The sequence below is a fragment of the Novosphingobium sp. JCM 18896 genome (assembly GCF_025938095.1).
Taxonomy (GTDB): Bacteria; Pseudomonadota; Alphaproteobacteria; order Sphingomonadales; family Sphingomonadaceae; genus Novosphingobium.
This window is the reverse complement of the sequence record NZ_JAPCZF010000003.1, coordinates 377,882-401,374: the sequence shown is the minus strand read 5'-3', so window position 1 is coordinate 401,374 and position 23,493 is coordinate 377,882. Positions and strand designations below refer to the sequence as shown.

General features: G+C 65.9%; 22 protein-coding genes. 14 read left to right on the top strand and 8 right to left on the bottom strand.

Going from position 1 to position 23,493, the window contains the following annotated elements:
* Window positions 1–9: 9 nt before the first annotated feature.
* From OLX23_RS12250 to OLX23_RS12240, 3 genes are all read right to left on the bottom strand, one after another.
* On the bottom strand, window positions 10–627 hold the full coding sequence (locus OLX23_RS12250; RefSeq protein WP_264445280.1) for a TadE/TadG family type IV pilus assembly protein: 618 nt from the start codon (window positions 625–627) through the stop codon (window positions 10–12).
* A 13-nt stretch (window positions 628–640) separates the two neighbouring features.
* Complete coding sequence (locus OLX23_RS12245; RefSeq protein WP_264445279.1) at window positions 641–2,164, bottom strand: TadE/TadG family type IV pilus assembly protein; 1,524 nt, start codon at window positions 2,162–2,164, stop codon at window positions 641–643.
* A gap of 129 nt (window positions 2,165–2,293) precedes the next feature.
* Window positions 2,294–2,947: a PilZ domain-containing protein gene (locus OLX23_RS12240; protein WP_264445278.1), complete on the bottom strand. Its 654-nt coding sequence runs from the start codon at window positions 2,945–2,947 to the stop codon at window positions 2,294–2,296.
* Between the two features lie 136 nt (window positions 2,948–3,083).
* Here OLX23_RS12240 and OLX23_RS12235 point away from each other — a divergent pair, with 136 nt between their 5' ends.
* The 3 genes from OLX23_RS12235 to OLX23_RS12225 all read left to right on the top strand — a co-directional run bounded on the left by OLX23_RS12235 (window position 3,084) and on the right by OLX23_RS12225 (window position 5,518).
* Window positions 3,084–3,725 carry a hypothetical protein gene (locus OLX23_RS12235; RefSeq protein ID WP_264445277.1) on the top strand — a complete coding sequence of 214 codons (642 nt, stop codon included), beginning with the start codon at window positions 3,084–3,086 and terminating at the stop codon, window positions 3,723–3,725.
* A 129-nt stretch (window positions 3,726–3,854) separates the two neighbouring features.
* Window positions 3,855–5,102: a thiolase family protein gene (locus OLX23_RS12230; protein WP_264445276.1), complete on the top strand. Its 1,248-nt coding sequence runs from the start codon at window positions 3,855–3,857 to the stop codon at window positions 5,100–5,102.
* Window positions 5,102–5,518, top strand: coding sequence for a Zn-ribbon domain-containing OB-fold protein (locus tag OLX23_RS12225; RefSeq protein ID WP_264445275.1), 417 nt, complete (start codon window positions 5,102–5,104; stop codon window positions 5,516–5,518). The genes OLX23_RS12230 and OLX23_RS12225 overlap by 1 nt, the downstream gene beginning before the upstream one ends.
* Before the next feature lie 500 nt (window positions 5,519–6,018).
* On the opposite strand, the gene OLX23_RS12220 is transcribed toward OLX23_RS12225, so the two are convergent.
* The gene (locus OLX23_RS12220; RefSeq protein WP_264445274.1) at window positions 6,019–7,377 is read right to left on the bottom strand and encodes an MFS transporter; all 1,359 of its coding nucleotides are present in this window, start codon (window positions 7,375–7,377) and stop codon (window positions 6,019–6,021) included.
* A gap of 232 nt (window positions 7,378–7,609) precedes the next feature.
* On the opposite strand from OLX23_RS12220, the gene gntA reads away from it, so the two are divergent.
* The 7 genes from gntA to OLX23_RS12185 all read left to right on the top strand — a co-directional run bounded on the left by gntA (window position 7,610) and on the right by OLX23_RS12185 (window position 14,405).
* Complete coding sequence (gntA, locus tag OLX23_RS12215) at window positions 7,610–8,296, top strand: guanitoxin biosynthesis heme-dependent pre-guanitoxin N-hydroxylase GntA (RefSeq protein WP_264445273.1); 687 nt, start codon at window positions 7,610–7,612, stop codon at window positions 8,294–8,296.
* Complete coding sequence (locus tag OLX23_RS12210; RefSeq protein ID WP_264445272.1) at window positions 8,293–8,880, top strand: urea carboxylase-associated family protein; 588 nt, start codon at window positions 8,293–8,295, stop codon at window positions 8,878–8,880. The genes gntA and OLX23_RS12210 overlap by 4 nt, the downstream gene beginning before the upstream one ends.
* 112 nt (window positions 8,881–8,992) lie before the next feature.
* Window positions 8,993–11,164 (top strand): RNA degradosome polyphosphate kinase, encoded by a 2,172-nt coding sequence (locus OLX23_RS12205; protein ID WP_264445271.1) that lies wholly within the window; start codon window positions 8,993–8,995, stop codon window positions 11,162–11,164.
* 13 nt (window positions 11,165–11,177) lie between these two features.
* Window positions 11,178–12,674, top strand: coding sequence for a Ppx/GppA family phosphatase (locus tag OLX23_RS12200; RefSeq protein WP_264445270.1), 1,497 nt, complete (start codon window positions 11,178–11,180; stop codon window positions 12,672–12,674).
* A 9-nt stretch (window positions 12,675–12,683) separates the two neighbouring features.
* Complete coding sequence (locus OLX23_RS12195) at window positions 12,684–12,998, top strand: hypothetical protein (RefSeq protein WP_264445269.1); 315 nt, start codon at window positions 12,684–12,686, stop codon at window positions 12,996–12,998.
* A gap of 149 nt (window positions 12,999–13,147) precedes the next feature.
* Entirely contained in the window at window positions 13,148–13,651 is a 504-nt protein-coding gene (locus tag OLX23_RS12190) for a nitroreductase family deazaflavin-dependent oxidoreductase (protein ID WP_264445268.1), read from the top strand.
* A 43-nt stretch (window positions 13,652–13,694) separates the two neighbouring features.
* Window positions 13,695–14,405: an EthD domain-containing protein gene (locus OLX23_RS12185; RefSeq protein WP_264445267.1), complete on the top strand. Its 711-nt coding sequence runs from the start codon at window positions 13,695–13,697 to the stop codon at window positions 14,403–14,405.
* Here the strand turns inward: OLX23_RS12185 and OLX23_RS12180 are convergent, their stop codons facing one another.
* Entirely contained in the window at window positions 14,406–15,218 is an 813-nt protein-coding gene (locus tag OLX23_RS12180; RefSeq protein WP_264445266.1) for an AraC family transcriptional regulator, read from the bottom strand.
* 131 nt (window positions 15,219–15,349) lie between these two features.
* Between OLX23_RS12180 and OLX23_RS12175 the strand changes: the two genes are divergently transcribed.
* Both OLX23_RS12175 and OLX23_RS12170 read left to right on the top strand, forming a co-directional pair.
* Entirely contained in the window at window positions 15,350–15,742 is a 393-nt protein-coding gene (locus tag OLX23_RS12175; protein WP_264445265.1) for a cupin domain-containing protein, read from the top strand.
* A gap of 75 nt (window positions 15,743–15,817) precedes the next feature.
* The gene (locus OLX23_RS12170) at window positions 15,818–16,609 is read left to right on the top strand and encodes a DUF4198 domain-containing protein (protein ID WP_264445264.1); all 792 of its coding nucleotides are present in this window, start codon (window positions 15,818–15,820) and stop codon (window positions 16,607–16,609) included.
* A 210-nt stretch (window positions 16,610–16,819) separates the two neighbouring features.
* Here OLX23_RS12170 and virB11 read toward each other — a convergent pair whose 3' ends face one another.
* The 3 genes from virB11 to OLX23_RS12155 form a co-directional block, all read right to left on the bottom strand.
* Entirely contained in the window at window positions 16,820–17,842 is a 1,023-nt protein-coding gene (virB11, locus tag OLX23_RS12165; RefSeq protein WP_264445263.1) for a P-type DNA transfer ATPase VirB11, read from the bottom strand.
* The gene (locus tag OLX23_RS12160) at window positions 17,842–18,141 is read right to left on the bottom strand and encodes a TrbC/VirB2 family protein (protein WP_264445686.1); all 300 of its coding nucleotides are present in this window, start codon (window positions 18,139–18,141) and stop codon (window positions 17,842–17,844) included. The genes virB11 and OLX23_RS12160 overlap by 1 nt, the downstream gene beginning before the upstream one ends.
* 147 nt (window positions 18,142–18,288) lie before the next feature.
* Window positions 18,289–18,645 (bottom strand): hypothetical protein, encoded by a 357-nt coding sequence (locus OLX23_RS12155; protein WP_264445262.1) that lies wholly within the window; start codon window positions 18,643–18,645, stop codon window positions 18,289–18,291.
* A 443-nt stretch (window positions 18,646–19,088) separates the two neighbouring features.
* On the opposite strand from OLX23_RS12155, the gene OLX23_RS12150 reads away from it, so the two are divergent.
* Together OLX23_RS12150 and OLX23_RS12145 are read left to right on the top strand one after the other, a co-directional pair.
* Complete coding sequence (locus OLX23_RS12150) at window positions 19,089–20,690, top strand: hypothetical protein (RefSeq protein WP_264445261.1); 1,602 nt, start codon at window positions 19,089–19,091, stop codon at window positions 20,688–20,690.
* Between the two features lie 80 nt (window positions 20,691–20,770).
* A complete protein-coding gene (locus tag OLX23_RS12145; RefSeq protein WP_264445260.1) occupies window positions 20,771–23,488 on the top strand; it encodes a TonB-dependent receptor domain-containing protein in 2,718 nt (905 codons plus the stop codon).
* Window positions 23,489–23,493: the final 5 nt, after the last annotated feature.

Sequence of the window (23,493 nt, the reverse complement as noted above, 5' to 3'; positions counted from 1 at the left end):
GACGCCGCCTCATGTGCAGGTCACCGGATTGCCCGCTGCGGCCGACACGCAGCACTTCTTCACCTGCTGGTCCGTGCCACCGGCAAACGGTTCGTTGCGCAGCGTGATCTGCGACACCAGTGTGACCTGCTTGTTCTTGGTCACGACGTTCGTGACGAGCGGGAACAAGGCGTCGTAGGTCAGCGTCACTTTATAATTGATGATGTCATCGGCGCCGCCAAGGCCCGTCCTGGAAGGGTCGGTGTCCCATTTCTGATTACCGTTGACGTCATCGAAGCAATAGGGCGGAGTGGAGGTATCCGTGTATTTCTTCTCCGGTTTCCGCACCTGGGTGAAGGCGTCGTAGAACTGCTTCGTGATATCGACGCTCCCGCCTTTGACCAGAGGCACGGCTTTCTTGACATAAGCGTCGATCAGCGCCCCGTCCTGACCATTGGTCGTCGTGTCGCCGGTGACGGCCATGCGCGCCGCGGTGCGCAAAACGCCGTCCAGATGCGACCGCTGAAACATCATGAAGCCCATCTCGATGGCCCCCATGATGAGCAGCAGCATGACCGGCGCCACGATCGCGAACTCGACTGCTGTAATGCCGTCCTGGTCTCGCAGGAGTTTCTTCGCGAGATTCATGCGCCGACGCTCCTTATTTCGAGATCCGCAAAGGACCGATGTTGCGACCGATCGCTGAAAAGCTTTCGACCAACTCGTCCGGATCGTCCGCCACCAGCGCCTGATCCTTATTGCTGGCGCAAGAATCCAGCGAAGCCACGCTCCCCGTGCCGAAGGCGACAGTCCAGATCGACACCTCACGGGCCTTGGCTTCGTTGCACGCCATCAGGAAGCGCTTGGTATGACGGTCGTTGCTGTCGGAATCGCTGGTCGCGCCAACACGCTGATCATAGCCCTCGATGCCCCAGGCGGAGTAGGCGTCGCTATGCTCGCCAACATTGCTGCACCCCCGACTGGTGCAGAAATCGCGCGGCGCGGATATCTGACCATCGGTCATGTAGATGATGTACTTCTGAACCTTGCGCTGCTTGTATTCGGTCGGGTTTCCTGAACCGAACACACCGCCATTAGAAATCAACCGCGTACCCCAGATCATGCCGATATCGTGGTAGGTCGACCCCTGGGCCACGAGCTTTCCGAGCTCTTTATCCAGATCATCCGACGTCATTTCCTTCAGAGGAATGACCTCCGACGGGCAATACTTGTCGACACTGCCCTTGGGAAGAGCAACGCCGCCCGTGGGATCGAAGAGATAGGGCCGCCATTTCGTATCGACATCGGTACCCGGAATGAGATCTATGTTAAGATCGTTCGCATCCGATGGCGGACCCGATCGGGAATCGTTCGCGGTAATCGAATTGACCGTCTTGCGTTCCTCGATACAACCCGTCCAGGTGGCGGTTTGATTGTCGCCGTTTCCATTGATATTTCCCAGGGCCCCGCCACCGACGAACGTCTGCAGATTGTAGGTACGCTGGCCAAAGCTCCAATTGCCGTTGGCCTTGCGCCAATGGTAATAGGAAAGGTTGGTAGTCTGGATGTAGGTGCTGCTCTTGCCCAAGAGAACCTTGCCGACATTCACCGTCGCGGCATAGGGCACGATGCCGAACCGCATCCGCAGCCCCTGTTTCGAGAGTTCCTGCTGGGCGGGTTCGAGTTCCTTATAGAGCGCGCGAACGGCATCCTTCAGAGCGTCGAGCTTCGTCCCTGCCATCGATCCGGTCGTGTCGAGAACGAGCACGATGTCGACGTTGTCGAAGTTCTGCTTGGCCTCACCAACCACCGAAATCGGTATCGTCTTGATCCCGACCAGCGACATGATGGTAGTTCTCACCGTGGCCGTGACCGCGACACGGACAGTGCCGACATCAGGCTTCGTGATCACCGGATCGCTAAGTGTGATCTGATAAGTGCCCGTGGGAAAATTGAAATTCAGGAAGGCCTTGACGTCGTTCTTCGCCGTTTCGATGTCTTCCTTGGTCATCGAGCGCCGACCCGCCAGCGCCGCGCTGTCGACGGCTTCCTGCAGCTTGCTCTTGACCATGTAGGCGCGCGCCATGTCGATGCCGCCGCCGATCGCCAGCATCGTCGGAAGCAGAGCAGCCGCCATCAACGGCAGCGCACTGCCGCGCCGGTCGCGAAAGACCCGCGTGGCCAAGCGTTTTGCTCGATGAAACATCAACGACGCCCCTGTCGATGGAATACAACCCTGCCGCTCCTACAGCAGGGAGATTGATCAACAGTTAAACTAGCCTTAAATTCCCGCCGCAGCCGCCGCGCGGCCGCATCAGGCGTAGCGCAGAGACACCGGCGCCGGCGCATTGGGATCGGTCGCGCCGAAAGGCTGGAGCGCCAGCGCGAAATTGGCCAGTTCGTCGAGCTTGAAGGTCTGCTGCAACACCACGCCGTGGGTGTAGCCGCTGCGCCAACGGACGCAGCCCAGCCGCGACGGCTGCCCTTCGATCGCGATGCGCACCTTCTGTTCGAGCGCGAGCTTGCGGCCCGCCTCGATGCGCGCGCCCTGCTGCGAGATGTCGAGCAGGACCGCGGGGCTGGCGATGCCATCGGCGACGACGTCGGCCGGTCGCTGCAGCTTCAGCCGGATCGGGCGGCGCGGATAGAGGCTGGGTTCGGCGATGAAGTGGTCGACGTCGATCGTGCACGAGAAGCGGAAGCCCATGTGATCGTCGCGGTGCCAGATGCGCTCCAGCCCGTAGCGGTCGCCATTGGCGAGTTCGAGAAACAGGTGGGTGTCGGGCGGCGGCGCGTGGAACAGGCGCACGCGTGCGCCGGTCGCGGAGATGTCGCGGACCACGCAGACGTACTCGCCGCTCTCGCACAGCAGCTTGGCCGTGCGGAACATCAGCGACGAACGCGGCGCCTCGCGCATTTCGACGAACGCCTGGCTGTGAACCGCCGCGTCCTGTGCTGCCTGCCTCATGTTTTTCCTTCTACCAAGGGCCATGGGCGGTTCCCGCCTCGCTTGGTAAACCGACTATGACCAGCGGCGCTTTAAAATCGGTTAATCCTGGCCCAGTATGTTCAATCCTGTACGCAGATAGGTTCGAGCCTTGCCTATGACCCTTACGCTTCCCCAGCTCGCGATCGCCGCGCTCGTCGTGGTCCTGATCATCGGCCTTGCCATGGTGGCTTGGCGCCGACGGAAGCCCAAGGGCCCGACGCTCGAGGGCGTGCCGAACCCGACCGAAGTGGTGCCGGCCGAGCCCACCCGCCGACGGCAGTTGCAATCCTTCGTCGACACCGAATGGGACACCCCGCCCGAACCGATGCCCGAAGCCGTTCCGGCCACGCAATTCGAACCCGAGCCCGAGCCCGAGCCGGAGCCCGAGCAGGAACCCGAGACTTTCACCCCGCTCGCAGCGGACTTCGCGCCGGCGCCCGAGCCCTTCGCAGAGCCCGCCACACAGCCAGCGGCAGAAGCAGAGCCCGCGGAAACCGAAGACGACGCCCCGGCCGACTACGACCAGGCCGTGCTTGGCCGGCTCGAAGAAGCCTTCGAGGCCTTGCAGGCGCGCGAGATCACGCTCGACAACTATCGGAAACTCATCCTGGCTGAAGAAGATGCGGTCGACCGCCGCGTCGCCATGCTCGAGGCCGAGGGTGACAGCGACGAACTGCAAGCCGCACTCGTCGCGCAGGAGTCGGTGCGCTGGTGCCTCGACTGGGCCAACGATCAGGATGAAATTCCGCCGGCGTGACCCACTTTTTCGTCCATCAGGCGAACGAAGTGTCACAATAGCGATTGCGCCACCTCTCTCCGTGCCCCACACTGGTCGCGCAAAGGCGAGGCCGAGGCCATCGTCGAACCGGAGAGGAAGAGATCGATCATGGCGGACTACGGCGCCATCACCATGCCCCCGTCGGACCCTGCGCTGAGCCGCAAGACCGCGATCGTCGGCATCGGCGAGACCGACTACGGTGCGGACTATCAGGCCGAGCGCGCGCGCCCCGAAGGTTGGGTCCCGCCCACCGAGGAAACGCTGCTCACCACCGCCTTCGAGCGCGCGCTGGCCGATTCCGGGCTGCGGCGTGAGGACATCGACGGCATCACCACCTCGTTCACCTATGGCGGCCCGCCGGCCGACGAGGTCGCGAAGATGCTCGGGGTCAAGGCGCGCTTCGCCCAGGCCAACGGCAACATCATGGCCGGCCCCCTGCCCGTCGCCTGCGCCGCGATCGCCGAGGGCAAGGCCGATACGATCGCCATGCTCTTCGCCGTCGCCTCGCGCAGCGCGGGGCGGCTGTTCGGCGGCATGACGCATTCGACCGGCGGCGTCGCCGATCCCGACACCGAGGATCGCACGCCTTCGTCCTATTACTATTACCACCCCTGGGGCTGGTCGTCGCAGGCGGCGCACTGGGCGCTGATCTTCGGGCATTACCAGTGGAAGTACGGCGTCGGCGAGGAAGATCTGTTTCACGTCGCGCGCCAGGTTCGCGAGCACGCGATGGCGCAACCGCAGGCGGTGATGCGCAAGGAGCTGACGCTCGAAGCCTACATGGGCTCGCGCTACATCACGCGGCCGCTGCACCTGTTCGACATCTGCGTGGTCAACGACGGCGCAGTCTGCCTGATCGTCCGCCGCGCCGACATGGCGCGCGACCTCGCGCATGTGCCGGTCGACGTCGCCGGCTGGGGCCATTCCAAGGTCAAGAAGAACAAGATGCACGTCATGGTGCGCGAGCAGCTGCGCCCGCAATTGCAGGAAGCGAGCGCCCAGGCGCTGGCCATGGCCGGGGTCAGCCTGGCCGAGGTCCAGCACTTCGAAGGCTACGACGCATCGTCATTTCACCTGATCAATCAGGTCGAGGGCATTGGCTTCACCGAGCCGGGTACCGGCCTCGCCTTCTGCCGCGACGGGCAGATGACCGTGGGCGGCCGCATCCCGACCAACACCTCGGGCGGCAACCTCAGCCAAGCCTACATGCAGGGCTGGAGCCAGGTCGCCGAGGCCGTGCGCCAGCTCCGCGGCGAGGCGGGGCGCTACCAGGTGCCCGGCGCGCAGGTCTCGATGACCAACCTAGCGCAGACCGACCAGACCCATCCCATCGTTTTCGTCCGGGGAGACCGCTGATGGCCGCCGAGAAAAGACCCGATCGCACGCTCGGCCGCCACCACGACACCTTCTGGGACTATTGCGGCAAGGGCGAACTGCGGCTGCAGAAGTGCGAAAGCTGCGACCACGTCCACTGGCCGGTGGTGCAGAAGTGCGAGAACTGCGGTGAGAAAGGCTTCGCCTGGGATCGCATGTCGGGCCGCGGCAAGGTGGTGAGCTGGACGACCTTCGAGCGTGACTACTACCGCGGCCTGATGCCGGTGCCCTACGACACGATCCTCGTCGAGCTCGCGGAAGGCCCGCTGTTCATGAGCAATCCCCAGGGCTTCGGCTGGCAGGACCTCTCGGCCGACATGCCGGTGACGTTAAGCTTCATCGAGGCCGAAGATTCGGCCGGGCCGTTCAAGCTGCCGGTATTCGAGCGCGAAGGCTGACTGGGCAGCGCGGACAAATTCAGCGTTCCAGAGGATGGCCGGTCTGGGGAGCGGAACGGCGGGTTTTACTCTGAAAGGTGGAATCTCCACCATTCCTCACCCGTCACCCCGGGCTTGACCCGGGGTCCCGCTTTGTCGCACCGCCGCGCTGAAGAACAGCGGGGCCCCGGGTCAAGCCCGGGGCGACGGAGAGTATGTGATACACTTCGGCTGTCGATGCCGTCAGCGATCGCGCCTTACGACCGCTAAAGTTCGCGCCTTTAGACCTCCACACCCGCTCGGTCTGAGCTTGTCGAAGATCCCAGCACGCCCCCTCACCCCGTCATCCCCGCGAAAGCGGGGATCCATCTCCGGAGCTTTCATCCTGCACCGCGGTTCGATGCGAGAGCGGGCGATGGATCCCCGCCTTCGCGGGGATGACGGGTATTGGGATGAAGTGATTGCCTTTCAGATGGCTGCAAAGTCGGCGTTTCCTGCCGCTCTGGATTTGTCCACGCGGGCTAGGACCTGGGCCGCAAGCCCAGGAGCACGAGACAGCACAACCCGCTGATCGAGAACAGCGCCGCCGCGACCAGCGACGGCGTGGCGCCGGCGCCGAGGCCCAGCGCGAGCAGGCCGGCGGTGACCGTCGCGCCGACGACCTGACCGGTCATGCGCGTGGTCTGCGTCAGCCCGCCCGCCGCCGCCGCGCGCACCATCGGTGCGGCGAAGATGATCTGGCGGGCATTGGGCGCGAAGAAAGTGCCCGATCCGGCGGAGATGACCACCAGCCGCCACATGATGTCGATGTGCTGCGGATGCGCGGGCAGATGGGCCAGCAGGACCATACCCGTCACGCCCAGCACCGTGCCGACCACGCCCAGCAACCCGGGCCGAAAGCGATCGGACAGGATCCCCGATACCGGCGCGAACAGGACCAGCGCCATCGGCCAGGCCGCATAGACCAGCCCCGCTTCGGTCGGCGTGTAGTGAAATTCCTGCTGCAGCCGGAACGGCAGGGTGATCATCACGATCATCGTCGCGATCGATCCCATGAGCCCCGCCAGCGAGGACAGCGCGATCTGCCGGTCGCGCAGGAGATCGACGGGAAAGACCGGATGTTCCTGTCGCGCCTCGCGCCGGACGAAAGCCGTGCCGATGACGATCGCCGCGATCAGCAGTGCCGCGGTTATCAGCAACGGCACGCCGTGAACCGCCGTCTCCATCCCGACCACGGCGAGACCGAAGGTCGCGGCGCAGAGCAACGCCGCCAGCAGGTCGTAGCGCCCCGCGTGGCGCACGGGATCGGGCAGCGCCCTGCCCCCGATCAGCAGCGAGATCGCCCCCATCGGCAGACATATCGCGAAGAGCCACGGCCAGCGCGCGTGTGACAGGATCAGGCCGCCGAGGCTGGGTGCGATCGTCGAGGCCAGGGTCGCCAGCATCGTATTGAGCGCCATGCCGCGCCCCAGCCGCGCCTGCGGATAGATCTGCCGGATCATCGCCGAAGCGACGCTTGCGGTCGCGGCTGCGCCGAGCGCCTGGGCGACGCGGATGGCGACCAGCGCGGAGAGGCTGTGCGCGACGAAGCAGAGCAAGGTCGCCGCGAGGTAGAGCGCCTGGCCATACTGGTAGAGCCGGCGATGACCGAGCCGATCACCCAGCGCCGAGAGCGGCAGCACGGTCATGATCAGCACGAGCTGGTAGGCGGTGACGAGCGTCACCACCGACGAGGGTGCGACCTGCAACTCCTGCGCGAGCGTGGGCAAGGCGATGTTGAGGCTGCCGGTATCGATCACGCCGATCATCGTGCCCAGCGACACCGCGACGACCGCGGCATAACGGCGCGGCACGGCCAATCCGTCGGCAAACGGTGGCACGGAGGCGGCATGCTCCGCTGAAGGCCTGTCCTGCATATCCTGCCCCAATCTTTCGTTCGGCCTTGGGGCAAAAGCTGCGCGAAGGTCAACGCCGTGCCGGCAGGCTTGGACGATCGATCAAGCGGCACGCCCGGCACCACGGCTCACCCGGCTTTCGGGAACCATTCATGCTGCCCGTCATTCGACAGAGGCCACCGCATAATGCCCTGAATTTCCCGGAGATACCGATCCCATGCTTGTCGACGAGCTGGAAGACCAGCGCCTGAAGGATGCCTTCGAGCATTTCGTCCGCGATAGCGCCTTTCCTTGCGTGGGCGCGAAATCCGCGCTGTCGCGCGGCACGCTCAAGACCGTCGGCTGCTGGTCGATCGTCAGCGGCTGGGACGACGTGAAGATTCACCGCGAACTGCTCGCCTGGGCCAAGGACTATCGCAAGAACCCCGGCCTGTTCCGCTCGATCGCCTTTATCTTCGCCGGTCCGGATAACCTGTCGGAACACGATTTCGAGGAAGCGCTGTGGAAACGCGTGCAGTCGCTGGCCGACAAGGACGCCTGGCTCGCGCAGCCCTATGACGAACGCGTCAGCCACGATCCCGAGGATCCGCATTTCTCGCTGAGCTTCGGCGGCGAGGCCTTCTTTGTGGTCGGCCTTCACCCCAACGCCAGCCGCCCGGCCCGGCGCTTCGCGCGGCCGACCTTGGTGTTCAACCTGCACGACCAGTTCGAGCAATTGCGCGCCGAGGGTCGTTACGAGCGCATCCGCGAGACGATCCTCGATCGCGACGTCGACCTTGCCGGTTCGATCAACCCGATGCTCGCACGCCACGGCGAGGTCAGCGAGGCCGCGCAATACAGCGGCCGGGCGGTCGAGGACGGCTGGCGCTGTCCGTTCCGCGATCCGCGGAGCGAAGACGCGTGAGTGATGAGGGCCGCATCCCGCCGCGCTCGGGCGTCGCCTTCGAACTGGCCAAGGGCGAAAGACTGGTGGTGATCGATCCCGAAGGCTGCCAGGTGGCCGACCTGCTGGCTTTCGGTCGCCACGACGTGCGCGAGGTTCTCAGCAACGGTCGCACGCTCGACTATGAGGAGACGATCCGGCTCACCACGGGTAATCGCCTCTGGTCGAACCGCAGCCGCGTGTTGCTGACGATCGAGGCCGATACTGTCGGCTGCCACGATTTCCTGCTGACGCCTTGCAGCGCGGATACCTTCCGCCACTTCTATCCCGACAAGCCCGTCCACCGCGGCTGCTTCGGCAACCTGGCCGAAGCGCTGGCGCCCTGGGGAATCGAGCCCGACAGCATCCCGGTGGCGTTCAACTGCTTCATGAACGTGCCGGTCGCCGCCGACGGCAGGATCGAAGTCCTGCCCCCGCCGGGCAAGCCCGGCGACAGCGTGACCTTTCGCGCCGAGGAGGACTTGATCATCGGCCTGACCGCCTGCTCCGCCTATGCGAGCAACGGCGGCAGTTTCAAGCCGATCGACTATCGCATCGAGCGCTGACCATGGTTACACTCGCCGCTCTTCCTGCGGCGGAGCTTTGCCGCAAGACTGTCATGCCGCTGTAACATGCGCGGCGGATTGCGGAGCCGATCGGATGCTTGCTGTCGGGGACATGATGACTACGGAGGCGGTTCAGGCGGGTGGCAGCCCGCTGGCGGTGGGTGAGCCGCGTTTCTTCAATCGCGAACTCTCGTGGCTGTCGTTCAACCAGCGCGTGCTCGCCGAGGCGGGCAATCCCGACTATCCGGTGCTCGAACGGCTGCGCTTCCTATCGATCTCGGGCAGCAATCTCGACGAATTCCTCATGGTCCGCGTCGCCGGTCTCGCCGGCCAGATTCGCCGCCAGATCGAGGAAACCTCGATCGACGGCCTGACCCCGTCGCAGCAGCTCGCGGCGATCCGCGAGGCGGTGATCGCGATCGAGCTGCAGCAGCAGGCTGCCTGGGACATCCTCCAGGGCCAGCTCGCCGAATGCGGCATCACCATCGTCGGTGACAGCAAGACCGGCAAGACGCGCGACCACGGCCACGGCCACGCGCGCTGGCTCAAGGACTATTTCCTCGAACACATCATGCCGGTGATCACGCCGCAGGCGATCGACCCCGCGCACCCCTTCCCCTTCGTCGCCAACCAGGGAATGGGCATCCTCTTCGCGCTCAACCGCGTCGCCGACGGCGAAGAGCTGATGGAGATGGTGCTGATTCCCTCGGCACTGCCGCGCTTCATCCGGCTGCCCGGTGAAGAGGCGACCTACATCTCGGTCGAGGACCTGATCTGCCAGAACGCCGAGGTGCTGTTCCCCGGCTTCCGCGCGCTCGGCCACGGCGTGTTCCGCATCCTGCGCGACAGCGACATCGAGATCGAGGAGGATGCCGAAGACCTCGTCCGCTACTATCGCACCGCGATCCAGCGGCGCCGGCGCGGCATGGTCATCATGCTCCAGCTCCAGGGCGAGTTCGAGCCCGCGGCCGAGGCGCTGCTGCGCAACCAGCTCGGCCTCGACAAGGCGATCGTGATCAAGACCGGCGGGCTGATCGGCTTCGGCGGCCTGTCCAAGATCGTCGACGAGGACCGCCCCGAGCTCAAGTTCGAACCCTATACCCCCCGCTATCCCGAGCGCGTGCTCGAGCACGACGGCGACTGCTTCGCCTCGATCCGCGAGAAGGACATCGTCGTCCACCACCCCTACGAGAGCTTCGAGGTGGTGGTCGACTTCCTGCGCCAGGCGGCTTCGGACCCCGACGTCGTCGCGATCAAGCAGACGCTCTACCGCGCGGGCAACCAGTCCTCGGTGATCGCCGCGCTGATCGCCGCGGCCGAGGCGGGCAAGTCCGTCACCGCCGTGGTCGAGCTCAAGGCGCGGTTCGACGAGGAGCAGAACCTGTTCTGGGCCAGCCAGCTCGAACGCGCCGGGGTCCAGGTGATCTACGGCTTCGTCGACTGGAAGACCCACGCCAAGGTCTCGATGGTCGTACGGCGCGAGGGCGGCGCCTATCGCACCTATTGCCACTTCGGTACGGGCAACTACCACCCGATCACCGCACGCGTTTACACCGACCTGTCGTTCTTCACCGCCGATCCCAAGTTCGGCCGCGACGCGGGCAAGCTGTTCAACTTCATCACCGGCTATGTCGAACCACAGAAGCTTGAGATGCTGGCGATCTCGCCGATCTTCCTACGCGAGAGGCTCTACGACTGCATCGACCGCGAGATCGCCAATGCCGGGGCCGGCAAGCCCGCGGCGGTCTGGGCCAAGCTCAATTCGCTGACCGATTCGAAGCTGATCAACCGGCTCTACGACGCCAGCCAGGCGGGGGTGAAGATCACTCTGGTGGTGCGCGGCATCTGCTGCCTGCGTCCGGGCATCCTCGGCCTGTCGGAGAACATCACGGTCAAGTCGATCATCGGCCGCTTCCTTGAGCACAGCCGCATCTGGGCCTTCGCCAATGGCGCCGAACTGCCCAATCGCCGCGCGCAGGTGTTCATCACTTCGGCCGACGGCATGAGCCGCAATCTCGACCGGCGCGTCGAACTGCTCGTGCCGATCCGCAACCGCACGGTCCACGACCAAGTGCTGAGCCAGGTCATGCTCGCCAACCTGCTCGATACCGAACAGTCGTGGCTGCTGGCCCCCGACGGATCGTGGAGCCGGATGGAAAAGGGCGAAACCCCGTTCAACCTCCATCGTTACTTCATGACCAACCCCTCGCTTTCGGGCCGGGGCGCGGCACTTACCAGTGGACGCAAGGTTCCCAAGCTTGCCTTGCGCCGGGGGAACGTGTGACGGGGCCGACGCAATGTTCGAGTCAAAGCGCATCACCGGCACTTCCATGAACGATCGTCACGCGATCATCGATATCGGCTCGAACTCGGTGCGCGTCGTCGTCTACGGCGGCCCGCCCCGCGCACCGACGGTGCTGCTCAACGAAAAGGTCACGGCCAAGCTGGGCAAGGCCATGGGCGAGACCGGCGAGCTTTCGGACAAGGCGATGAAGACCGCGCTGGCCGCGCTCGGCCGCTATGCCGCGCTGCTCAGGCTGATGGGCATCACCGATATCGAGACCGTCGCCACCGCGGCCGCGCGCGATGCCAGCAACGGCGCCGAATTCCTCGCCGCGGTCGAGGCCCTGGGGCTCAGCCCGCGCCTGCTCTCGGGCGAGGAAGAGGCCACGGCCAGCGCCCACGGCGTCATGGCCGCCTTCCCCGGCGCCAAGGGCGTGGTCGCCGATCTCGGCGGTGGCAGCCTGGAATTGACCGAGATCGACGGCAAGACCGCGCGCCACGGCATCACCATGCCTTTCGGCACCCTGCGGCTCGAAGCCCTGCGCGCGACCGGCGCGCAGAAATTCGCGGCACGCGTGCGCAAGGCGCTGAAGGCGGCAGACTGGTCGGAAGGCGCGGGCATGCCGATGTATCTGGTCGGCGGCTCGTGGCGCGCGCTGGCACGCTACGCCATGGCCAAGCTCGACTGGCCGCTCGACGACCCGCACGGTTGGGAGGTCGATACCGAGACCGCGATCCGCATCTTCCGCGAGGTCACCGCCGCCAAGATCAAGGGCGACGTCCCGCGCATCTCGGCCTCGCGTCTCGCCTCGTTACCCGACGCGGCCGCACTGCTCTGCGTGCTGGCCAACGAGATCAAGCCGGCCAGCCTGGTCTTCTCGGCCTGGGGCCTGCGCGAAGGCCTGCTGTTCCGCCGCATGAGCCCCGGGGTCCAGGCGCAGGACCCGATGCTCGCGGCGGTCACGGCCTTCGCCGAAACGCTCGACGTCTCGCCGTCCTCGGGAACCATGGTCGCGGGCTGGACCGCCGAGGTCTGCGCCACGACCGAGCCCGGCCACGAGCGCCTGCGCCTCGCCGCGACCCTGCTGGCACTCGCCGCGCAGCGGATCGAGCCCAACCTGCGCATGGAGCAGGCGATGGACTGGGCGCTGCGCAAGCGCTGGATCGGCATCGGCGACCGCGAGCGCGCGATCCTGGCTGTGGCGGCGATCGCCAACACCGGCCGCACGACCTTTCCCGACGAATACCTGCGCCTGGCCTCGGCGGCCGACCTGCGCGAAGCCGTGACCTGGGGCCTGGCCACGCGCCTCTGCCGCAAATTCAGCGGCTGCATCGCCCAGTCGCTGACGCACAGCTCGCTCGACCTCGCCGACGGCAAGCTCGTGCTCACGGTCGGCGCCCCGGTTCGGCCGCTCTACACCGAGGGCGTGGACAAGGACCTGCGGCTGCTCGCCAACTGGCTCGAAGTCGAACCCGCGACGAAACTCGCAAACGTCGTGACCACGGGCTAGAACGGCGCAATGACCAGATCGCTGCAAGCCGCGATGATCCTGGGCGCTCTTCTGTCGAGCACCGCCGCGATCGCACAGGATCGGACCGCCCAAGCGCGGATCAATTACCAGGCCGTGCTCGCCGGCACCAAGCAGATCGGCCAGCTCTCCGCACAGGAACAGGCCGACATCGCCGAATTCGATCGCCGGCTGCGCGCGCAGAAGCCCGACGATCGCACGCCCGACCAGCGCTGCATCGACGCCGAGATTCGCCGCGAGGGCGGCACGGTCAGCACGCTCGCGCGCCGCGTGATCGAGATGAAGTGCCGCGAAGCCGGCAGCTAGAGCCTTTCCCGCCAGCCACTGCCGCCAGCGACTAGCCGCTTTGCCGCGCGGTGTTCCCGCTCGGCAGCGTCGTGCTGCATAGTCCTCCCGAAGACGAAAGCACGCGAGCTAGCGGCACGATCGCCGTGCATCGCAGGGAGACGGCACAAGTGAGCGAACCACTACCCGAAATCACGCGCCCCGCGGGCACCTTCGACTGGGTGAAGGAGCACCGCCGGCTCTATCTGCGCTCGGGCGGGCGGCAGGGCCACATCATGGACCTGACCGGCGCCGGCGGGCATCCGTTCGGCACCCACTGCCTGATCCGGTACAAAGGCCGCAAGACCGGCAAGACGATGATCCAGGGCCTGTCCTACGGCGACATCGGCGGCGAAGTGGTGATCTGCGCCTCGAAGGGCGGCGCCGACGACAGCCCGCAGTGGTACCACAACATCCTGGCCGCCGAGACGGTCGACTTCCAGATCGCCACCCAGGCCTTCCGCGCCACCTGGCGCGAGCCCGAAGGCGCCGAGCGCGACAAGGTCTGGGCCTTCATGGTCGATTCCTATCCGTTCTACGGCGTCTACCAGACCCGCACCGAACGCGTGATCCCGCTGCTCATGCTCAAGGCGATCGAGCCCATCGCGGTATTCAGCGAAGCCGATCTGGACTGACTTTAAGCGGGCAATGACCCGCCTGAATCGAGAGGAACAACCGATGCCCTACAAGATGCTCTACCTGGCGCGGCGCGCCAAGAACGTCGCCTGGGAAGACTGGCCGCGCACCTGGAAGAGCCATGCGGTCTTCGCCAGCCAGTTCCCCGCGATGGACGGCACGATCGACTGGATGCGCTACACCACGCGCGTCGACGATCCGCGCGCGGCCGACCTGCCCGTCTCGACCGAACACGACGGCGTCAGCGTCGCCGAGGCACCGGTGCTCGACACCTTCTACGGCAAGGGCTTCTCGAAGGAACAGCGCGCGCTGATCGACGAGGACGAACTGCGAGTGTTCGACCGTTACACGCCCGAATTCAGCTTCTGGGCCAAGGAAACCCGCTTCGTCGACGGCAAGGTCGGCGAGGCCGCGATTTTCCGCTTCCTCAAGCGCAAAGAAGGCGTCTCGCGCGAGCAGTACGAGAGCTTCCTCAGGGACGAATACGGCCAGCTCGCCGCCGACCTCGCTCCCGCACTCGGCGCGCAGCGCTGGGCGCTCAACGTGACGGTCGACGGCCCGCCGGTCGATTTCCCCTTCGAAGCGATCGACGAGTCCTGGTTCCCCAGCATCGACGCCGCGATCGACGCCTTCGCCAAGCCCGAGATGGCGAAGCTGCCCGAAAAACTGGCGGAGGTCTGCGATCTCGACGCGGGCGTCACGATGCTAACCCGGCCGACCCACCGCTGGCCACGCGAGCCCAAGCCGGCCTGACTAGCCCCGTCGCCGCGCCGCAGCGCGAAAGGCCTGCGGCGCCTCCCCGGTGAGCCGCCGAAAGGCGCGCGCGAACGCGCTCTGGCTCTCGAAGCCGACGTCGGCGGCGACCTGGGCGATCGAGCGCTCGCTCTCGGTCAGCGCCTCGATCGAGACGAGCAGGCGCGCGCGGCGGCGGTACTCGTCCCAGCCCATGCCGAGCTGTGCCTGGCAGCGTCGGCGCAGCGAGCGTTCGGACAGGCCCGCCGCGCGCGCGGCATCGTCCATCCGGCACCCCGCGGGATCGGCGCGCACCGCCGCGAGCGCGATACCGAGCACCGGGTCGGGTGTGGTCGGCAGGGTCAGCGGCGCGCGGTCGGCGATCCATTCGCCGCAGAGCCGCGCGAAGGCGGCGAAGAAGGCCTGGCCCGTCGCATCGAGCGCGGCGCCGAGCGGCCAGCGCGCGGCCTCCGCGATCATCTCGCGCATCAGCGGTGAGACGCGCAGGATACGGACGCCTTCGCCCGGCTCCGGCACGCAGTCGGGCGCGAGCAGAACCGAGACCGACGAGATCCGGTGCAGGCTGTTGCGATGGCGCGTACCCGCGGGAATCCATCCGGCCAGACTGCGCGGCAGCAGGTGCCGCCCCTCGCCGTCCTCAAGCTCCATCGAGCCTTCGAAGGCATATTGCAGCTGGTGCATGTCGTGGTGGTGCCAGGGACTGTCGATGTCGAACTCGTCCTGGATCAGGCCGCCGGCAAAGCCGCGCGAAGCCGGATCGGCCAGGGTCACCAGCCCGCATTCGAGATCGGGATCGATGTCGTACCGCGCCACCGCCTGCTCCCTCTGCCGATCGCCGCGGCCCCTTGCGACGACAATGGCCGTTTGAGCGCCAACATTGGCCGATGGCCGCGAGACAGTCAAAGCTCTGTCGTGGCATCCCGAGTGCGACAAGAGGGAGAACCATGATGACGATCCGCGTGCACCACCCCGATCAGCTCGCCTGGCGCAAGATCGGCGACATTCCCATGGGCTGGATGCGCGATCACATCGACGCGACCGAACTCGAGGGTCAGCTTTCGTTTCACGAAGCCGGCGACGAGAAGACCATGCAGCTCATGGAGATGCGGCTGAACCCACAGACCCTGATCGCCCCGCACGCGCACGACGAAGACGAGATATTCTATGTCGCCGAGGGCTCGCTGCACTGGCAGGACAAGTCGCTCGCGGCTGGCGGCTCGATCTACATTCCGGCGGGCGTGACCTATTCGTTCCGCACCGGCGATGCCCCCGCGCGGCTGCTCAACTTCCGCGCCCGCGCCGATCACAGCTTCCGTCCGGCGGCACTGGTCGGCTGACGACACCGCCGAATTACTTGCTATTGAGAATCGTTCGCGTATTTACCCGCGATCGGCAAGGTTCGGGGGACGATCGTGATTAAGGCTGCTCTGCGTGTTACCGCTTCGATCGTGCTGCTCGCTGCGGCGGCGCCCGCGCTCGCGCACATGCCCTATATCGCCCCCGGCATGTTCGAGATCGGCACGCACGACAAGGTGTCGATCGAGGCCTCGTTCACCGAGGACGCCTTCCGCCCCGAGATCGCGATGAAGGACGCGCCGTTCGAAATCACCGGCCCCGACGGCTCGGTCACGAAACTCGGCACGCCGCTGTTCACCGCCGACCGCACCCTGGTCGAGGCGGCGGTGCCCGCCGACGGCGTCTATCGCCTGTCGTCGGGCCAGCGCCTCGGCCGCATGGGCAAGATGTTCCGCGCCGGCGAGACCTGGAAGATGGTCGGCGAGGACGGCGCGCCACCCGCCGGGGCCGAGACCGTCGCCGTGCAGAGCACGACCCTGGCCGACGCCTATGTCCTGCGCGGCAAGCCCACCGGGATCGGCGCGCTGGCGCCGCGCGGCAAGGCGCTGGAGATCCATCCGCTGGCCGATCCCACGGCGACCGCCGCCGCCGCGCCCGCGCGCTTCGAGGTCCTGTTCGACGGCAAGCCACTGACGGCCGCCGATGTCACAATGTTCCGCGAGGCCGGGCTCTACGACGGCCGCAAGCAGGTGACCGAGGTCAAGACCGACAGCGCGGGCCGGTTCAGCGTGACCGCGCCCGATGCCGGCCGCTACCTGCTCCTCGTCCGTCACCGCGCGGCCGCGCCGAGCGGGGCCGCCGCGCCGTTCTACAGCTACACCGTGACGCTGGCCTTCGAGGCCGGCTGAAACATCGGCCTTTCCTACATCGACACCAGGTGAGAAGTTCAGCCCCGGTCTTTCTCATCGTGCAAGCGGCTGATCTATCAGCAGGAATCGCGCAGCGGACACGCCGCGCGAAAACTTTCGCCATGTTTCACACGCATGAGTTTCGCGAAGTTTGTAAACTTGCGCGAAGCACTCCATAAAACCATTCAATATCAATAGATTGATGGCAATCTAGAGCAGGCTCACCGATTCCGCGATCGCGGCGATGCCGCGCTTGCCCTCGCGGCGGTCTAGCTGGACCACGACGTCGATCACCGAGGCCGCATATTCGAGCGTCTCGGCGCGGCTCAGGCCGATCCCGGTCTGCATCGACATCAGCGCGATCTGCTCGAGCGCGCCGCGCGGCGTGTTCGCATGGACGGTCGAAAACGAGCCGGGATGGCCGGTGTTGATCGCGCGCAGGAAGCTCACCGTCTCGGTGCCGCGCAGCTCGCCGAGGACGATGCGGTCGGGCCGCAGGCGCAGCGCCGCCTGGAGCAGGTCGTTGGCCGAAACCTTTGCCTCGCCGAGTTCGCCCTTGACCGCAATCAGGCCGACGCCGTTGGCGCCCGGCAGCTTGAGTTCGGCCGTGTCCTCGACGAGGACGACGCGCTCCTCGCCCGGGATCTCGCTGAGCATGGCGTTGAGGAAGGTGGTCTTGCCGGTCGAGGTGCCGCCCGAGATCAGGATCGTGCGGCGGCGGCGGATCGCCTCGCGCAGGAAGGCGATCGGTTCGGCCTGCGCGTCGGGCATGGGCGCCTCGGCCGCGACCGCGATAGGGCCGCGATCATAGGCGTCGAGCGGCAATTCGAGCAGGCGGTGGCGACGGATCGCCATGGCCCAGTGACGCCGCGTCGCCGGCGGGCCGACGATCTGGATACGACCGCCATCGGGAAGCGTCGCGGCGAGCAGCGGATGCTCGCGGTTGATGCCCTGGTGGCTGATCCGCGCGACCTGTTCGGCCAGGCGCTTGAGCAGTTCGTCGTCGACTTCGGCCAGCTCGATCCGCTGCATGCCCGGATGCGCGGCATCTTCCACCCACAGCTCGCCGGGGCGGTTGACCAGGATCTCGGTCACGCTCTCGCGCTCGAGCCAGGGGCGCAAGGGGGCGAGATAGGCATCGAGATAGACGCTGCGCGGCACGGCCACGTTGTGCCCGCTGGCGCCGCCCCCGTGAAGAGGGCCTCCGGGAAGAGGCACGATCTCGCCGCTCATCAGCCCGCGGCCGACTGGATGCCCGTGACGATCGCACCCGCGCCGAACAGGATGAAACAGCCGATGATGACGGTCGCCCCGAAGCGCCAGTTCATCCGCCCGGTCAGCATCATGAAGCCGACCGCGGCGACGGCCATGACCGCGACGGCGGTGGCGACGTTGCCGAGTAGGGTGCCCTGAAGCCAGCCGAGCGCGGCGACGATCGGCCCCGAACCCGCGGGATCGGCATGAACCGCCTGCGCCGAGGCGGGCGCAGCGGTGAGGAACGACAGGGCGGAGAAGATCGAAAGCGCGCGCAGGCGCGAAAACGTCGTAAGCTGGGTCTTGGGGAATCGATGTGTCACAGGGCCCTCCTGCGGGCCCGTTGCGCCAATAAGATGACGGCAATGTGACGAAGCCTCACCGCGGGCTGCGGAAAGCGCCCTCGATGAGACTTCCAACTTGGCTCAGCGCGAAGCCAGCGTGCTCGTGCGGTCGAGACGGGCGGCGGCGATGCGTGCGGCGCGGCGCGAATCCATCCAGCTGCCATCGGCCAGCTGGAGCTCGTAGCGATCGGCGGCCATCGCGGCCTCGAAGCACTCCATCGCTTCGGCGCGCATGCCCTTGCGGGCATAGGCGGTGCCGAGGTTGATCAGCGCGGCGGCATCGTTGGCGGAATGGTCGCGAAGCTGCGAGATCGCGGCATCGGTGCGCCCGTGGCTCATCGCTTCGTAGGCGACGTCGGTGCGTTCGATATTGGTCGGCGCGACGAACCAGGCGGACTGGGCCAGCAGGAGTCCTGCGAGCGTCAGAGTGGCAGACATTGGCAAACTCCCCATCAATGCAATGGCACGAGTAAACCGCATTCGTCGCGATCTGGAAACAAAATGACGCAACTGTCATAAAACTGCAATCGACGTGTGCATCCGCAGATTTCTGCCGATTCGAGGCGAGTCGGCGCAAACCCCCGCGACAATCCCCAACCGAAGAATGCCGTTAGTGTCATAAAACGGCAATGCCGACATGCATCGACCAATCGTCCCGATTCGACTTGCCACGGGATCGAACAGACCTTCGATCTCTGCGTCACACCCCATATGAATCGCAGACAACACCAGAAACGCAGACACAATTGTCATAAAAACGTCACGAACAACTATTCCGATACTGTCACGATACCGAAAACAAACTGTCATTTACCTCCTCTAATTGGCGATTCGCCGCGGCCAGAGGGCTCGCGCCACTCGATCATGAGGGGGAATTTACCGTGAAGAATATCCATGGCCTGTTGCTTGTCGGCTGCAGCGCGGTCGCGCTTGCTGGTTGCGGACCGAGCGACATCGCTTCGCCCGGCACCGGCGGCGACGTCATCATCAACAACCCCGCTCCGACGCCCAGCCCGAGCCCGACCCCCACGCCGGGCGCCGGCAATGTCGTCGCGGCTTCCTCGTGCCCGACGATCACGGCCACGACGCAGCTCAAGGACGACGGTGTCATCACCGGCCCGACCGGTTCTTACCGTGTCTGCACGCTGCCGCGCGTCGTCGATCGCAGCTCGCAGCTCCCCAAGATTGCCGGCCTCGTCTACCAGATGAACGGCCGCGTCGACGTTGGTTGTGACGGCGGCTTCACCGCCCCGACCACCGCGGCGCCCGTCGCCACCTCGACCGCGGGTTGCCCCACGGCCAACCTGACCGCCGACACCAACGTCACGCTGACGATCGACGCCGGCGCGACGCTGATCGGCGCCCCCGGTGCCTCGTGGCTCGCCGTCAACCGCGGTAACAAGATCAACGCGGTCGGTACGGCCACCTCGCCGATCATCTTCACCAGCAAGGACAACGTCACCGGCCAGGTCACCGAGACCTCGCAGGGCCAGTGGGGCGGCGTCGTGTTGATGGGCCGCGCGCCGACCACCGACTGCACCACCGGTAGCGTCGCTTCAAACACCTGCGAGCGCCAGACCGAAGGCGCGGCCGATCCGGCACGCTTCGGCGGCACCGAGAACGCCTACAACGCCGGCCGCATGAGTTATGTGCAAATCCGCTACTCGGGCTTCATCCTCGGCTCGAACGTCGAACTGCAGTCGCTGACCGGCGAAGGCGTCGGCACCGGCACCGTGCTCGACCACATCCAGTCGTACAACAGCTCGGACGACGGTTCGGAGTGGTTCGGCGGTAGCCCGAACCTCAAGTACTACGTCTCGATCGGCGCCGACGACGACAGCCTCGACGTCGACACCGGTGCGCAGATGAACGTCCAGTACGCGCTGCTCGTCCAGCGTGACGGTGCCGGCGACGCCCTGTTCGAGATCGACTCGAACGGCAACGAGACCGATACCCCGCGCACCAAGCTGGCCGTTGCCAACTTCACCGCGATCCAGCGCCAGACGAGCACCAACAACGAAGCCAACGACCTCGCTTCGGGCCTGTTCCGCGGCAACTCGGACACGACGCTGATCAACGGCATCATCTTCAGCCCCAACAACGAGTGCGTCCGTCTGAACGGCTCGGGCACCACGCCCGCGACGCTCACCGCCCGCTCGGTCGTGCTGAGCTGTAACGCCGCGAAGTTCCTCGGCTCGGGTTCGTACACCGCCGCCCAGGTCGGCACGGCCTTCGGCACCGGCGCGAACAACAACAACGACGCCTTCACGAGCACGCTTTCGAGCCTGTTCATCAACGGCGCCAACGAAACGGCGGTCACCGCCACCGATCCCAAGGCGACGTCGAGCTTCTTCGACACCACCACCTGGATCGGTGCGGTGCGTAACGCTTCGGACACCTGGTACGCGGGCTGGACCTGCAACAGCGCGGCAGCGAACCTGGGCTCGACGAACACGTCGTGCACCTCGCTGCCCGCCACCTGAACGGCGGCTGCCTGACCTGAATGCGGGGGCAGCCGGCCATGGCTGCCCCCGTCCTTGCATCTGATTTTAGGGGATTTCCGATGTCGAAGACGTCGCGGCTCGCCGGTGCTCTGCTGCTCACCTCTGCACTCGTAGCGCCATCCATCGTCCATGCGCAGGACGCTGCGCCGCCCGCCACCACGCCGCCGACGGGCGAGACCGTGGCAGAGCCCGCTCCCGCCGCTCCGCAAGAGGAAGAGGTCGAGGTTTCGGTCCCCGGTGGCGAGATCGTCGTGACCGGCAACCGCGAACGCAACATCGCCAAGGCATCGGATCAGGTCATCTCGGTCCTCTCGACCGCGGAAATCGCGCGCACGGGTGAAGGCAACATCGCCGGCGCGCTCGGCCGCGTCACCGGCCTCAGCGTCGTCGGCAGCGGCCTCGTCTACGTCCGCGGTCTCGGCGATCGCTATTCGCTGGCGCTGCTCAACGGCTCGCCGCTGCCCAGCCCCGAACCGCTGCGCCGCGTCGTGCCGCTCGACATCTTCCCCAGCGGCGTGATCGCCTCGTCGCTCGTCCAGAAGAGCTATTCGGTGAACTATCCGGGCGAGTTCGGCGGCGGCGTGATCAACCTCACGACCAAATCGACCCCGCGCGATCCGTTCATCACCATCGGCGTCGGCGGCACCGTCGACACCGAGACCACCGGCCGCAACGGCTACAGCTATTACGGCGCCAAGTCCGACTGGACCGGTTTCGACAACGGCAGCCGCGACCTGCCGCCAGCGCTCCAGTCCTATTTCAATAGTGGCGCCCTGGTGAACGGCGACAGCGCACTCGGCCGCTCGATCGGCAGCGAACTGGTGCGCTTCAGCCGCGCCACTCTGCAGCGCGTGCACGATCTGCCGCCCGCCTATTCGATCTCGCTTTCGGCAGGCAAGACCTTCGATCTCGGTGGCGTCGACCTCGGCGTGATCGCCGCAGCCGGCTTCAGCAACAAGTGGCGCAACCGCCAGGCGCTGCAGCAGACGCCGACGGCCAACGCTGACCTGTCCGAGCTCGAGAAGGACTTCACCCGTACCACCACCGACAACCGCGTGGTGGCGAACGGCATGCTCGGCCTCGGTCTCGAATGGGGTGAGAACAAGGTCCGCTGGACCAATCTCTACATCCGCGACACGATCAAGCAGGCACGCCTCGGCGTCGGCCGCAATCCGGCGCAGAACCCCAATACCGATCGCATGAAGCAGGACACGGCCTGGTACGAGCGCCAGCTGATCGACACCCAGTTGGTCGGCGAGTTCAAGCCCATGGACGGCCTCTCGGTCGATGTCCGCGCGGGCTACGCCAATTCGCAGCGCGAAGCACCCTACGAGTTCTCGTTCGAGTACGTCCGCACCAATGCTGCGGCCGATCCCTTCGGCGCGCTCTACGTCAACCGCCTCAACGGCAACCAGGGCGAAGCCAGCGTCGCCTTCTCGAACCTCAACGAAGATCTGTGGTCGGGCGGTATCGACGTCACCTACGAACTGACGCCGGCGATCAAGGCCACGGTCGGCGGTCTGTTCAGCGACACCAACCGCGTCAGCTCGCGCCGCCAGTTCCTGTTCCGCGCCTCGAGCAATTTCCCGGCCCAGGCGGCAGTGCTGCGGCCCGACCTGCTGCTGTCGCCCGGCCTGATCAACGGCGTCACCAAGGACTCGAACGGCAACCCGCTGGCGACTCCGGTCGGCGGCATCGACCTGATCGAATCCGACACCTCGACCCCGTCGTTCCGTGGCAAGCTGCGCAACTACGCCGGCTACGCCAAGGTGAACTGGGAGTTCAACGAGCAGTTCAGCCTCGACGCGGGTGTCCGCTTCGAGAAGGCCAAGCAGTCGGTCGAAGCCATCCAAGTGTTCACGACGCCGCCGACCTTCGTCAATCCGACGCCGCTGAACAACGACTACTGGCTGCCGGCCGCGACCTTGACCTACCAGGTCCGTCCCGATCTGCAGATCCGCCTCAGCGCCTCGAAGACGATCGCCCGCCCGCAGTTCCGCGAGCTGATCTACCAACCGTTCTTCGATCCCGAGAGCAACCGCCAGTACCTGGGTAACCCGCTGCTGATCGACAGCCAGCTCTACAACGGCGAAGCCCGCGTCGAGTGGTACTTCGCACCCGAGCAGCGCCTGTCGATCTCGGGCTTCTACAAGAAGATCAAGAACCCGATCGAATCGTTCGTCTTCCCGCTCGCCGGCGATGCCGTCACGAGCTACGCGAACGCGCCCAAGGCCCAGCTCTACGGCGCCGAGTTCGAACTGCAGAAGTATTTCGACCTTTCGAATGCCGGTGGCTGGCTCACGGGCCGCCGTGCGGTGATCGTCGCCAACTACACTTATTCGAAGTCGACCCTGCAGGTGAAGGACACGGATACCGTAGCCGTCTATGCTGCGGCTTCGACCAAGGCGACCGACTACTTCCGCGACGATGCGCCGCTGACGGGTCAGTCGGATCACCTGGTCAACCTGCAGTTCGGCCTCGAAAATACCGAGCGCCTTTCGCAGCAGACGATCCTGCTGAGCTACGCCAGCCCGCGCACGGTCAGCCGCGGTTTCACCGGCCAGCCCGACGTGATCGAGAAGCCCGGCATCAATCTCGACCTCGTCCTTCGCGAAGGTGTCACCTTCCTCGGCCAAGAGTTCGAACTGAAGGCGGAAGGCCGCAACCTGCTGCACACGCGTCACCGCGAGTATCAGCAGGCCGGCGCCAACGTCGTCGAGTTCAACACCTACGACGTCGGCACGACATTCACGCTGTCGGCCGCGATCAAGTTCTAAGCAGG

Coding starts and splice junctions, on each gene's coding strand:
- OLX23_RS12175 (WP_264445265.1), top strand. CDS start 15,350: ATGATGACGATCCGCGTGCACCACCCCGATCAGCTCGCCTGGCGCAAG.
- OLX23_RS12155 (WP_264445262.1), bottom strand. CDS start 18,645: ATGTCTGCCACTCTGACGCTCGCAGGACTCCTGCTGGCCCAGTCCGCC.
- OLX23_RS12225 (WP_264445275.1), top strand. CDS start 5,102: ATGGCCGCCGAGAAAAGACCCGATCGCACGCTCGGCCGCCACCACGAC.
- OLX23_RS12145 (WP_264445260.1), top strand. CDS start 20,771: ATGTCGAAGACGTCGCGGCTCGCCGGTGCTCTGCTGCTCACCTCTGCA.
- virB11 (WP_264445263.1), bottom strand. CDS start 17,842: ATGAGCGGCGAGATCGTGCCTCTTCCCGGAGGCCCTCTTCACGGGGGC.
- OLX23_RS12200 (WP_264445270.1), top strand. CDS start 11,178: ATGTTCGAGTCAAAGCGCATCACCGGCACTTCCATGAACGATCGTCAC.
- gntA (WP_264445273.1), top strand. CDS start 7,610: ATGCTTGTCGACGAGCTGGAAGACCAGCGCCTGAAGGATGCCTTCGAG.
- OLX23_RS12250 (WP_264445280.1), bottom strand. CDS start 627: ATGAATCTCGCGAAGAAACTCCTGCGAGACCAGGACGGCATTACAGCA.
- OLX23_RS12195 (WP_264445269.1), top strand. CDS start 12,684: ATGACCAGATCGCTGCAAGCCGCGATGATCCTGGGCGCTCTTCTGTCG.
- OLX23_RS12185 (WP_264445267.1), top strand. CDS start 13,695: ATGCCCTACAAGATGCTCTACCTGGCGCGGCGCGCCAAGAACGTCGCC.
- OLX23_RS12235 (WP_264445277.1), top strand. CDS start 3,084: ATGACCCTTACGCTTCCCCAGCTCGCGATCGCCGCGCTCGTCGTGGTC.
- OLX23_RS12240 (WP_264445278.1), bottom strand. CDS start 2,947: ATGAGGCAGGCAGCACAGGACGCGGCGGTTCACAGCCAGGCGTTCGTC.
- OLX23_RS12230 (WP_264445276.1), top strand. CDS start 3,855: ATGGCGGACTACGGCGCCATCACCATGCCCCCGTCGGACCCTGCGCTG.
- OLX23_RS12205 (WP_264445271.1), top strand. CDS start 8,993: ATGATGACTACGGAGGCGGTTCAGGCGGGTGGCAGCCCGCTGGCGGTG.